A 12,202-nucleotide genomic window follows, 5' to 3' on the forward strand; every position below is an offset into this window, starting at 1 on the left:
CCCCTCGACTATTTCAGTTGGCTGGCTTGACGTGCGAGCTGCTCAATTGCGTGCCAGTCCTGTTTTTCAATAAGTGTTTTATCTAGCATCCAAGTTCCGCCCACACAGACTACGTTGTTAAGGGCCAAATACTGGGGTGCGGTATCTAAACTAATGCCACCTGTAGGGCAAAACTTCACTCCAGGTAATGGCCCACCAATAGACTTAAGCATCGCTGGACCTCCTGCTGCCTGGGCAGGGAAAAACTTCAAAAAAGAGAAGCCACGCTCAGCGAGCCTCATTACTTCGCTTGGCGTGGCCGCTCCGGGCAAGAAAGGGGTATCGCACTGGCTAGCAAGCTCTAGCAGTTGGTCATTAACACCGGGGCTAACCATAAAGTCAGCTCCGGCTGCAATAGAGGCATCAAATGTGGCTTTATCAATCACCGTACCGGTGCCCACATACGCATCAGGAACGGCTTGTTTCATCACCTTCACTGCTTCTGCAGCAACGGGTGTACGCAAGGTGATCTCCAGTGCTTTAAGACCGCCGTTATATAAAGCTTTCGCTAGCGGCTCGGCATCTTCTAAGCGGTCAATAACGACCACTGGCACGACCGGTGCCGATGTTAAAATCTGTTCAATTGACATAGTTTGTCCTCATTCCCAGCGCAATTATTGTTGTTCGTAAGCTGGCGCAAAGGCGCTCGCGCCTAAATCTGCGCTGCTGACAATATTTCTAAAACCAGCGAAAAGCTCACGACCAGTGCCAAAGGTTGGCCCTGTGTGCACCAGCTCCACTTCACGCTGGGCAAGCTCTTCATCGCTGACGTGTACTTTTAGCTCGCCGCTTGGCGCATCTAAGGTAATTAAATCGCCTTCGCGAATTTTTGCGATTAGGCCACCTTCAACTGCCTCGGGCGCCAAGTGAATCGCCGCAGGCACTTTGCCTGAGGCACCGGACATGCGCCCGTCAGTGACAATCGCCACTTTATAACCTTGGTCTTGCAGGCTGGCCATAACAGGTGTCAGCTTATGTAGCTCCGGCATACCTTTGGCTTTTGGACCTTGCTCTTTGATAACTGCGATAAAGTCTTGGTTCAATTCGCCACGACCAAAGGCGGCTTGAAGCTCGGCCTGATCTGAGAACACCTTGGCTGGCGCACTCACTACTTGGTGCTGCTCTTGGACCGCAGACACTTTAATGACTGCTTTACCTAAATTACCGCTTAATAGCTGCAAACCACCGCTACGATGGAAAGGATTGTCCGCTGGACGTAACACGTCCTCATCATGTGAATTGTCAGGGCATGGTACCCACTTCACTTTGCTTGGGCCGCTGGCGTCAGAAACGATCAGGTTACTATCTTTATCTAAGCGAGGCTCAGTGGTGTAAGGGTCGAGCCCTTCTCCGAGAATGGTTTTGACATCGTTATGCAACAGGCCTTTGTCTCGTAGTTGCTTCATTAAAAAGCCCATGCCGCCTGCGGCTTGGAAATGGTTTACATCGGCATGGCCGTTGGGGTAAATACGCGTCAACAGTGGCACGATTTCAGATAGGTCCGACATGTCTTTCCACGTCAATTCCACCCCTGCAGCCTTGGCAATAGCCACAAGGTGAATGGCGTGGTTGGTTGAGCCACCCGTAGCCAGTAGACCAACTAGACCATTGATGATGGTTTTCTCGCTCATCACCTCGGCCATGGGCACTGCGTCTTTACTCTCTACGAGTTGCTTAAGCATGGTTTCTACCGCATTGGCAGTGAGACCATCGCGTAACTCTGTATAAGGATTAATGAAGGAGCTTCCAGGTAAATGTAAGCCCATGATTTCCATTAGCATTTGGTTGGAGTTTGCGGTTCCATAGAAGGTACATGTACCGGCACTATGATAAGACTCACTCTCGGCCTTAAGGAGCTCTTCACGGCTCACTAATCCTTGTGCGAATTTTTGACGAATACGGGCTTTCTCTTTGTTTGGAATACCTGAAGGCATCGGCCCTGCAGGTAAAAAGTAAACCGGTAAATGACCGAATGATAAGGCACCAATCACTAGGCCTGGAACGATTTTGTCACACACCCCGAGGCAAAACACGCCATCAAATACATCATGAGACAATGCCACTGCCGTGGACATAGCGATAACATCACGGGAGAATAACGAAAGGTCCATGCCATCACGGCCTTGGGTGACACCATCACACATCGCAGGTACGCCACCAGCGACTTGAGCAGTGGCATCAAATTTTTTCGCTACTTGTTTAATAAAGTCAGGGTATTCTTTATAAGGTACATGCGCAGAAAGCATGTCATTGTAGGCGTTAATGACAGCGAGGTTTGGTTTTTCGTCGCCACTTAAGCGGGCTTTATCGTCGCTGCTACAGGCGGCCATCACGTGGGCCAAATTGCCACACCCGATACCGGCTCGAACGCGCTCTTGAGATTTGGCTTCGTTCATACGAGCTAGATACGCTTGGCGTGTCGCCTTGCTGCGCTCTATAACTCGTTCGGTGACTTCTTTAATACGCGGATGCAACATAATTCTGCTCTTCTTGCCGTTGGTGGATAAAAGGCTCAGTACTTCAATACCGACTCCAAGGCAATGAAGTACTGAGCAGCTTTGATTTACCCGTTCAAAGGTACGCTGCCAACTCGTCTCTCACAACCAAGCTGACACCGGTGTCAGGGTTATTAACTCACACCTTTGACACCGGTGTCAACCCTGTCTATAAATTTAGTTTAAAATTTCTATGTTGCGAGTTATTTACCAAATAAAAACGAAAAAATAACAGCGCTAGTCAGGGTGTAATGTGACTCAAAGTATAGTTGGTTAGATCACAAAAAGGCCCATATCAGCGAGCTGAATATGGGCCAGTTGCAATTGGGATTTGGTTGCTGTTTAGGCTTTCGGTGCCGCCGTAGACTCACGAGTAATCAATTCAGCTTCGAGGGTCAGCTGCAGAGGTTGACGCTGCTCGCCCTCTTGCTGCTCATCGGTGGCATGATTGATTTGCTCTATCAGGTGGTCAACCGCAAGACGCGTCATTTCCTCAACCGGTTGCGCGATGGTCGTCAAACCGGGCCAAATATGACGGGCTATCGGCGCGTTATCGAAACCTGCAATGGAAATATCATCCGGTACTTTCAAGTTCATTTGCGTTGCTAACTTGAGCGCCGCTGCGGCCATGTAATCGTTCGAGGCAAAAACCGCCGTAGGCCGAGGGTCTAAATGTAAAATCGTGCGTGCACTGTCGGCACCAGAATGGTAGGAGAAGTTACCCTCTTCCACTAGCCGCTCTTGATATTCAATACCGTGTTGCTTGAGCGCTCGTCGATAACCATTAAAGCGCTGCTCGGTAGCACTGTGATCGGGGTGACCTTTGATAAAGGCGATATCTTTGTGCCCCATATTAATCAATAGCTCGGTGATCTCAAAAGCGCCCTGCTCGTCATTACTGCGCACAGAAATAGAGTCGTCATCAAGTTTCACCGAGGCGACACGGGCAAATGGCACGCCTTTTTTGCGCAAAAACGCCACCAACTCCGCGTGATCTGAAAATGGCGGAGTCAATACCAAACCATCTAGACGCGAGGTTTGCAGCAGCTGTTCTATATTTTCAAGTAACGCCTCTGCGCGCAACTCACAAGGATGGATCAACAAATTAAAGCCGTGCTCATGGCACGCTGCCAGTGCACCGCTTTGCAAACGCGTGATATAACTTTTTGACGGATTATCGTAAAGACAACCAATAATAAAGCTGCGATTGCGCGCTAGACCCCGGGCAATGGGATTCGGCGTATAATCCAGCTCTTTAAAGGCTTTAAGCACCTTTTCTCGAGTCGCATCGCTGACATTAGGCTCGTTATTTAATACCCGAGACACAGTTTTTTTGGATACGCCGGCGTAACTGGCAACACTATTAATCGTTATCTTTTTCATAATCCGCGCAACTTAGTCCTTACTCTGCCCTTGGTGGATACACGCCGCAGCGCCAATAAAAGGAATATTCTCTTGGCACACCAAGGTCACCGGAATTTGACTATTGTACTGTGACATCATGCCTTTGGCGATAAAACGCTCGTTAAAGCGACTATTAAGCAAGCGCTCGTGCATGCGCGGCAAAATGCCACCGCCAATATACACACCGCCCAGAGCGCCAAAGCTCAAGGCGATATCACCAGCCACACTGCCTATCCAGTCACAGAAGTGATTCAGTGTTTTGGTAGCGATATGGCATTCACCACTTTGTGCAAGCGCAGCAATTTGCGCTGCATCGAGCTCATTGACCTGCGCCCCCTCAACCTTAGCCATGGCCTGATACAGCCTTGCTATGCCTGGGCCAGCAAAGACATTCTCTACCGAAACATGCTGCAACTCATCGCGCAGCACGTTATGGAGTTGTCGGTCCAGCTCTGTCACTGGTGCAAGACTAATATGCCCTGCTTCACAGCTCATCACCGCTTGATTACCTTGAGAGCGCACTAAACAAGCAGCACCGAAACCGGTGCCGGGACCAAACACAGCAATATTAGCCTGTGCCTGTGCTTGGCCTTGTTTAACAACAATGTTATCGCTGGCATTAAGATAAGGCGCGGCATAGGCAAACGCCGCGAAGTCATTGATGACCTGTAAATTGCTAAAGTCGAAGCGCGCCTTTAACTGGGTGACGTTGAAGTGCCAGCCAAGATTAGTCAGCATCACTTCTTCACCCTTAACTGGCCCTGCAACGGCAAGGCATGCACGGCTTATAGTGATTTCTGATAATTGCGCTAGGTATTCATTAATCGCATCTTCAAAGGTGATGAAATCGCTGCTAGGAAAAGTATGGCGATGGCTAATGACAAACTCGTTGTCGTTGGGGAGGTAGTCGGTGATCAGCGCAAAACGCGCATTAGTGCCGCCAATATCAGCGACCAAAATGGGTGCGAATGGCACCTTGCTCTCTGCCTGTGTACTCGCTGGACTCATAATGTATTCTCTTGTTATTTATCCAGCGTCATGGTGTGGGTGTGTAGGCCGCGCTTTTCTTCACCATTGACTTAACTGGTATAAACTTATTAACTTTATGTTAGCTGTACTTTTTTCGCGCTACTGAAAAAAGTGCTGCCCGGGCAGCGGGCAGCCAAACCGTTTTGTGACAACAAAATGATAAAACGCCGACATTATGACACCGGTGTCAGCTATGAATCAATAAAAATTTTCAGTTTGCGGCAAAAATGTAGCAAAATGCCCGTTTTTTGCAGACACTTCGCTTCTCTTTAATGGTACTTGGCTGTATTGTCGTGGACTATTGCGAGCGCTCTATGAGGAAATACATGAAAGGTAAAGCCACCTCTTTCGACATTGCCCATTATGCTGGGGTTTCTCAGTCCACGGTTTCCCGTGCCCTACGAGGGAGCCCATTGGTAAATGAGGAGACACGGCGTAAAGTGGTTGAAGTCGCGCGCAAGCTAAATTACAAGGTGGATAAAAACGCCAGTAATTTACGGGCGCAACAAAGCTCGACTTTGGCGGTACTCTTATTTGAAGACCCTACTTCAGACGAGTCGCAAATTAACCCTTTCTTTTTATCCATGCTGGGATCTATTACCCGCGCTTGCGCCAAAGAAGGCTATGACCTGTTAGTGTCCTTTCAATCCAGTAGTAATGACTGGCACGCCGATTACGCTGAAAGTCATCGTGCCGATGGCATTATTTTGCTTGGCTACGGGGATTACATTGACTACCAAGCCAAATTCGCCCGCTTATTAGATACCAATACTAAGTTCGTTTGCTGGGGCGCTAATGTGGATGGCCGTCCAGAGCTCACCGTAAGCTGTGATAATCAGTATGGGGGGCGCTTAGTAGCAGAGCACTTTATTGAATTGGGTCGCACTGATTGTGCGTTTATTGGAGACGCCTCACACCACAGCCCAGAATTTAGCGCTCGCTTTAAGGGCTTCGAGCAACGCTTACAAGATCACGGCAAACATGTAAGCGAGCGTAAAATGGCCACCGCTATTTCTACCGAAGAATCCGGTTATCAAGCGACCAAATCCTTACTGGCCAACAACATTACCTTTAACGCTCTATTCGGTGCTAGCGACTTAATCGCCATAGGCGCCATTCGTGCTTTGCAAGAGGCGGGACTTCGGGTCCCCCATGATGTGTCAGTCGTTGGTTTCGATGACTTAGCTGTGGCGCGCTTTTGTACGCCCCCGCTGTCTACCGTCCAACAAAATACCACTTTGGCCGGACAGATGTTGGTGGCTAACTTACTCAGCCTGATCGGTGAGCAAGAAGTCGACTTAGCGAATAGCATTTTGCCTCCGCAGCTTATCGTGCGCCAATCCAGCCGTTAGTCCCATTGCGCGCAGCCTGTTGCCGATAATTTGCTCATAAAAAAGCCGCTGCGATAACGCCAGCGGCTTGTATTTCTCAAGGTCGTTTACTGCAACGCTTGCTCAACAATGGGGTAATGGTCCCATACTGTCTTATCAGTCAATGAGCGCAGCAGCTTCACGTATTCGGCGTGGGTCCACGCCAGTGGCGTGGCTGAGTTTGTGCCCTCGCCAAGCTCATAGCCGAACGGGTTGACACCGACACCATCCCACACCTGCTCTGGCAGCATCATGCCCTTATTAGCAAAGGCTTCCATACCGAACACATAGGTGTGCTGAATACGCTGATAGTCTTTCGCTGTGAGCCCACCACGTACGGCATTGGCTGCGGCAATTTCATAGTGACCCCGCTCACCGGTGAAAAAGGGCCATACCCGACCGCGCTGACCATCGGTATTGTTGCCGCCCTCGGCATAGTTGCTGCCCCGTTTTTCATCTTCGCCGTAACCGTCATTACCATAGCGACGCCAACCGGGATAGGCGCGCCCCTGCTCATCGGTAAAGGTATATTTGACTCTCAGATTATCGACGAGACTTTGGTCGTCGTACTCAGGCAGAGACGCCATCACCGACTCGCTGTCTGCACCACGCACGCCATAGCGCACCAGTTCTAAAAAGCCGCCATCTAAAATCTGCTTTTTATCCATACCGGCACGACCATTGTTTGCGGCCAGCCGGGTATCGCCATTGGTATTTTCATCCTGGGCGATACGCACAAAATAGCGGCCATCGCTGGCTTCACCCGTTAATGTGCCTTTACTGGTAAACATCAAGGCTTCAATGTCTTGCTCATACTGCTTCGCCGTTGCCAAATAACGCTGGGCACTGTCGGTATCACCGCTTAGCTTGGCAATTTCCCCGGCACTGATCAATCCAGCCACTACGGCGGCGGTAGTAGAAGGCGAGTAGCCTGCTTGCTCTTCCCAACGCTCCTGCTGCGTATAAGGCGGGGTGATCTGGGTGTCATTCCACAGGATTTTTGCCAGTCCCCCTTCGACCAAGAAGTCTGCAGCCGGCTGCAGCATGGTACGATACCACTGAGTGAGTTCGTTTTTCGACAGCACCCCGCCTTTGTATAGTTTCCAGGCGAGCATGATAGGCATTGCGGTTTGATCCAGTTGCACCCCCACCCACTCTAATTCACCGTCAACATGGGTCTTTTGTAAAAACCAGCCGGTATCGCCTTGGTTGCCTGGGGTATCTTCTCGTACCTGGACCTTAGGTAAATAGTTAAACGCCGCTTTTGCCGTTTGCGTATCCCCCATAGCTAGAAAAGCCATAGCAACTTGATAAAAGTCGCGTACCCATACCGCCTTATAGCCAGTATGGCCTTGCTCTGCGGCCACGGTATCACCCCATGGGTTTGATAAAGAGGCAATCAATGCCCCGGCATGGGTTTTGTCTTCCTGCGCTTTGAGCACTAAGGCACTGGTATTGAGTAATTTGCCGCCATCGGTGCTGGCATCATAAAGACGCTCAAGCTGCAAGCTCTGCAAATAATCCTGCCAGCCAATGGCATCGCCATCCCCATTATAGTGCGCAAGCACCTTGTCATAGCCACGCTTCAGCGTTTTTTGACCCTGAGCAAGCGCGTCTTGTTCACTGTTGCCATAACTTAACACCAGATCAAACTGGCTGTTTTCGCTTATCTCGCCGAGTGTGGCACTCATGGCGACATTCCCCGCTTGCTCGCCAGTGCTTTGATAGCGCGTGAACTCACCGCGCGCTTTAAGCTGCGAGTAGCGATCCGATTGACCAACAAAACCAACGGAGCCGTCATTAAGACCCTTGGCGCTTTGCAAGCTCAGGTAATGGGCACCGGAATAAGCAATAAGGGCATCGTCGGCAACTTTGGCCCGGTCGTCAACGCCATCATTATTCACATAAGGGTTCACCTGCACATGTGCTCGCAACCCTGGCTCATTGGCCTGAAAACGTACGCGCACCATCAGTGACTGCGCATTCGGGTCGGTAAAGATATCTTTAATAATGCGAAAACGCCCTTGGCTATCCTCACTGGTTACCCGGTATGCCAATGATGTCGGTCGCCCTTGGGGGTCGACATCAAGGTATTCCACGCTATTGCTAAGACCATCGCTTTCAGCGACAACGAAGTCCGCACCACTGACAATAAATTGCATATCACGAATTTGCGCTTGGTGAATCAACCCAAACATGGTTTCGGTGATCATCCCTTTTGCCAGGGAAAACCACACTTTTGATACCGTGCCTGTGGCACTGCTATCATCGTAACGGCCTTGTTGATAAGCCTCATAAGAGGTACCAATACCGGTTTTCCCCGAATACGCCCAAAACGGTTTATCGCCAGGAGCCCCCGGCGCGCTGTCGCTGTTCGCTGTGGGGGCAGCACTGTTACATCCCGCCACCGTTGCCAGTACCATGGCACTGGCAATTGCGTTTAATACTTTCACTGTATCACCCTTAGATTAATGATTAAGTTTCACCCGCGTAAGTGCAAGCGCTGCCAACACAAAAGACACGCCACCAATGATGAGCGCGTAAATAGGTTGATTGGCAAAGCCATGCTTTAAAACAAGCCCGAGAATACTGGCTGCAAGCAACTGCGGAATAACGATAAAGAAATTGAAAATACCCATGTACACGCCCATTTTTGAGCTCGGTAGCGCGCTCGAGAGCATGGCATAAGGCAACGAAAGAATAGACGCCCACGCAAAGCCAATTCCCACCATGGGCAGCATCAGCCAGGCTGGGTCACTAATAACCAAAAAGCTGGCCAGCGACAGTGCGCCTAAGAGCAAATTAAGGGCATGAGCGATGCGAATACCGACGCGCTTCACCATCACCGGGATCACCAGTGCGGCCAGCGCAGCAAAGCCGTTATAAGCGGCAAACAGCACGCCAACCCAGTCAGCACCGTCATTATAAGCTTTAGAAGTGACATCGACACTGCCATAGTGGTGGCTGGTCACCGCAGCCGTGGTGTAAATCCACATCGCAAAGAGCGAAAACCAACTGAAAAACTGCACCCAGGCAAGTTGACGCATGGCCTTGGGCATAGTGAAAACATCGTGTACCACCGTGAAGAAGCCGTTACCTGTGTAGCCTTGGCGCTGTTGCCAAGCGGCGATGCCTTGTAACATGGCAAAGGCTAGCAGTAAGCCCCCGAGCAAGTACAATTCTTTCTCTAAGTCCATCACCCCAACGGCTGCGATAATCGCCGCCCCGGATAGGCCGCTGACCACTAAAGTGCGAGCAAAGTTAATGACCTGCGTGGTATCGATAGTGGCATTGGCCTGTGCGTCGTCATTAAACGCCGCGAGCTGCTCTGGGCTGTATTCCTTGGTGGTAAACACTGTCCACATAACACATCCCAACAAAAACGCACCGCCGACGTAAAAGGCATACTGCACTGAAGGAGGAATCACCCCGGCGGCAGCGGTATTACTGACATCAAACCAATTGCTTAAGATCCACGGTAAACTGGAGGCGACCACCGCCCCCACGCCAATGAAAAAGCTTTGTAGTGAGTAGCCGAGCGCACGTTGCTTGTTCGGCAAGTTATCACCGACTAATGCACGAAAGGGTTCCATGGTGACGTTAATTGACGCATCCATAATCCATAACATGCCCGCCGCAACCCACAGTGTTGGTGAGTTAGGCATTACCACTAAGGCCGCCGTGGTGACGATCGCACCGTAAAAGAAATACGGACGGCGACGTCCTAAGCGCCCCCAGGTTTTATCACTCATATAACCAATAATCGGTTGCACGATAAGCCCGGTAAGCGGCGCCGCCACCCATAAAATGGGGATGTCATCGATTTTTGCTCCGAGCGTTTGGAAAATGCGGCTGACATTGGCGTTTTGCAACGCAAAGCCAAACTGGATCCCCATGAATCCGAGGCACATGTTCCATATTTGCCAAAAGCTTAAGCTGGGTCTTTCATTTTGCATTATTGTTTACTTCCTAATTGCACCACACTGACACCCTGATATGGCAATGTTAAGCTGATGCCTTGGGCATCGAATTGTGGCTCTGTGCCTAGTAAGGTTTCCCCCTCGCCACTGGCGATATCAATACGCACAGACTGTGGCTGCTGCGCGAAGTTAGCCACCACGAGAATGCGCTGCTGCGCGAGTTGGCGCACAAAGCTAACCACCTGCTTTGGTTGTGAGTTGGCAACGCTCTGCAGCTCACCGCCGACAATGGCAGGCAACGAATTAAGGGCCATAAGTTGGACATAAAACTGCCGTAATTGGCGCTGCTCTGGGCTCAGCAGTGCACCGTCAAAGGCGCCATTATTCATCCACTGTTGATGAGCAGGCACCCCAATGTAGTCAAAAATACTGGTGCGCGTTGGGTCGCCAAACCCGGGCTCTTCGGAGCCATCCTCGCCCACCGTTTGGCCAAAATAGAGCATGCTTGGCGAGCGTCCGATTAAGGTCGATACCGTCATCGCGGGCTTGCCCCAGTTCATGTCGCCGGCGAAATCGCTGCTGGCGATACGCTGCTCGTCGTGGTTTTCTAAAAAGTGCAACATGTGCTGCTCAATATCCGCCACCTCTTGGTGCTTAGCAAGCAAAGTATCCGCACCTTGCTGGCCCTGAATAATGGCTTTTAAGGTGTCATAAAAACCCACCTTGTCGTACAGGTAATCCATTTTCCCTTGGTGAATATAAGGGCGATATAGGCTTGGGTTATACACTTCGGCAAGTAAGAAGGCATCGGGGTTGGTTATTTTAATAGCGGAGTTTAGGAAGCTCCAAAACTCTACCGGCACCATTTCTGCCATATCATAGCGAAAGCCATCCACGCCTTTGGCCAGCCAGTACTGAGTGATATCACGGAATTTATACCAGCTATCCGGTAGGGATTTATCTTGCCAAAACTGGTAGTGAGCTCGGTAATCTTTGTTCGCATAGTCCTCAGGCAAACGCGGGAAGTCATAGCTGCCATCGGGTTTGACACCATAATTGATCTTTACCGTCTCGTACCAATCGTTGATATCAGGCTGCGCCTTGCGCGCGCCATTGCCGGTCCATTTCGCTGGGGTTTCCGCAAAGTGGCCATCGGCCTTGGGGTGGCTCATCCCCCCGAGCACTTGATAATGCGGCGACTGCGGTACTTTAAATGACTCACCGACCACGTAATAAAAGTTGTTATCGCGGCGATAGCTGACGCTGGTATCGTCATTGGCGCCGAAATCCGCTACTCCCTCGGGCTTAGATACCGAGTGATAATCACGCGCGACATGATTAGGCACAATGTCGATGAGCACTTTCATGCCCTGCTCATGAGTACGGGCAATCAAGGCCTCAAACTCTTGTAAGCGATCGCTTGGTTTCGCCGCTAGATCGGGGTTAACGTTATAATAATCTTTAATGGCATAGGGTGAGCCCGCCCGCCCCTTAACCACATCAGGATCATCACCTGGTAGTCCGAAGTCACTGTAGTCGGTGACCGTAGCGTGGTGTAACACCCCGGTATACCAAATATGGGTCACTCCCAACTCTTTAATCCCCGCGAGGGCTTTGTCATCAAAATCGGCAAATTTGCCTACGCCATTTTCGCTGAGCGTGCCCCATGGTTTATTAGTTTGCTTGGTGTTACCAAATAAGCGCGTAAACACTTGGTAGACCACCGGCTTTTGTACTTGCTCGGCATCTTGTTGCAGCTCTTTTTCAGCGTCTTTGCTGTGCGAGGAACTGGTGTTTTCAGAACAGCCTAGCAGGGCTACAGCCAATGACCCAGCCAGTAGCGTGGTTGTTAACTTGTTGTCTTTCATGGGTACACTTTGTTATTTCTTTTATGACAAAAATACTACGTTCTCCACGGCCCCTTTGATATGCCGTGCATACGTAT

General features: G+C 50.4%; 8 protein-coding genes. 1 reads left to right on the top strand and 7 read right to left on the bottom strand.

Features of this window, described 5'->3' with window-relative positions; translation table 11 throughout:
- Nucleotides 1-8: 8 nt before the first annotated feature.
- The 4 genes from MHM95_RS02190 to glk form a co-directional block, all read right to left on the bottom strand.
- Complete coding sequence (locus MHM95_RS02190; RefSeq protein WP_022945107.1) at nucleotides 9-629, bottom strand: bifunctional 4-hydroxy-2-oxoglutarate aldolase/2-dehydro-3-deoxy-phosphogluconate aldolase; 621 nt, start codon at nucleotides 627-629, stop codon at nucleotides 9-11.
- A gap of 24 nt (nucleotides 630-653) precedes the next feature.
- On the bottom strand, nucleotides 654-2,516 hold the full coding sequence (gene edd, locus MHM95_RS02195) for a phosphogluconate dehydratase (protein WP_239384089.1): 1,863 nt from the start codon (nucleotides 2,514-2,516) through the stop codon (nucleotides 654-656).
- A 360-nt stretch (nucleotides 2,517-2,876) separates the two neighbouring features.
- Nucleotides 2,877-3,917, bottom strand: a complete 1,041-nt coding sequence (locus MHM95_RS02200) for a LacI family DNA-binding transcriptional regulator (RefSeq protein WP_138547440.1) — start codon at nucleotides 3,915-3,917, stop codon at nucleotides 2,877-2,879.
- Nucleotides 3,918-3,929: 12 nt separating this feature from the next.
- The gene (gene glk, locus MHM95_RS02205; protein ID WP_239384090.1) at nucleotides 3,930-4,946 is read right to left on the bottom strand and encodes a glucokinase; all 1,017 of its coding nucleotides are present in this window, start codon (nucleotides 4,944-4,946) and stop codon (nucleotides 3,930-3,932) included.
- Between the two features lie 347 nt (nucleotides 4,947-5,293).
- Here glk and MHM95_RS02210 point away from each other — a divergent pair, with 347 nt between their 5' ends.
- Complete coding sequence (locus MHM95_RS02210; protein WP_239384091.1) at nucleotides 5,294-6,319, top strand: LacI family DNA-binding transcriptional regulator; 1,026 nt, start codon at nucleotides 5,294-5,296, stop codon at nucleotides 6,317-6,319.
- An 86-nt stretch (nucleotides 6,320-6,405) separates the two neighbouring features.
- Here MHM95_RS02210 and MHM95_RS02215 read toward each other — a convergent pair whose 3' ends face one another.
- The 3 genes from MHM95_RS02215 to MHM95_RS02225 are packed head-to-tail and all read right to left on the bottom strand — an operon-like array spanning nucleotide 6,406 to nucleotide 12,125.
- Entirely contained in the window at nucleotides 6,406-8,760 is a 2,355-nt protein-coding gene (locus MHM95_RS02215) for a glycoside hydrolase family 15 protein (protein ID WP_239384279.1), read from the bottom strand.
- 45 nt (nucleotides 8,761-8,805) lie between these two features.
- Entirely contained in the window at nucleotides 8,806-10,293 is a 1,488-nt protein-coding gene (locus MHM95_RS02220) for an MFS transporter (protein WP_239384092.1), read from the bottom strand.
- Entirely contained in the window at nucleotides 10,293-12,125 is a 1,833-nt protein-coding gene (locus tag MHM95_RS02225; RefSeq protein ID WP_239384093.1) for an alpha-amylase family glycosyl hydrolase, read from the bottom strand. The genes MHM95_RS02220 and MHM95_RS02225 overlap by 1 nt, the downstream gene beginning before the upstream one ends.
- Between the last annotated feature and the right edge of the window lie 77 nt (nucleotides 12,126-12,202).

Origin of the sequence: Pseudoalteromonas sp. CnMc7-15, from assembly GCF_022347925.1 — a bacterium.
In the GTDB taxonomy this organism is placed as follows: domain Bacteria; phylum Pseudomonadota; class Gammaproteobacteria; order Enterobacterales; family Alteromonadaceae; genus Pseudoalteromonas; species Pseudoalteromonas ruthenica.

Excerpts from the sequence above, each read along its gene's own strand:
- MHM95_RS02215 (WP_239384279.1), bottom strand. The coding sequence starts at position 8,760 with ATGGTACTGGCAACGGTGGCGGGATGTAACAGTGCTGCCCCCACAGCG.
- MHM95_RS02190 (WP_022945107.1), bottom strand. The coding sequence starts at position 629 with ATGTCAATTGAACAGATTTTAACATCGGCACCGGTCGTGCCAGTGGTC.
- MHM95_RS02220 (WP_239384092.1), bottom strand. The coding sequence starts at position 10,293 with ATGCAAAATGAAAGACCCAGCTTAAGCTTTTGGCAAATATGGAACATG.
- MHM95_RS02225 (WP_239384093.1), bottom strand. The coding sequence starts at position 12,125 with ATGAAAGACAACAAGTTAACAACCACGCTACTGGCTGGGTCATTGGCT.
- MHM95_RS02200 (WP_138547440.1), bottom strand. The coding sequence starts at position 3,917 with ATGAAAAAGATAACGATTAATAGTGTTGCCAGTTACGCCGGCGTATCC.
- edd (WP_239384089.1), bottom strand. The coding sequence starts at position 2,516 with ATGTTGCATCCGCGTATTAAAGAAGTCACCGAACGAGTTATAGAGCGC.
- MHM95_RS02210 (WP_239384091.1), top strand. The coding sequence starts at position 5,294 with ATGAAAGGTAAAGCCACCTCTTTCGACATTGCCCATTATGCTGGGGTT.
- glk (WP_239384090.1), bottom strand. The coding sequence starts at position 4,946 with ATGAGTCCAGCGAGTACACAGGCAGAGAGCAAGGTGCCATTCGCACCC.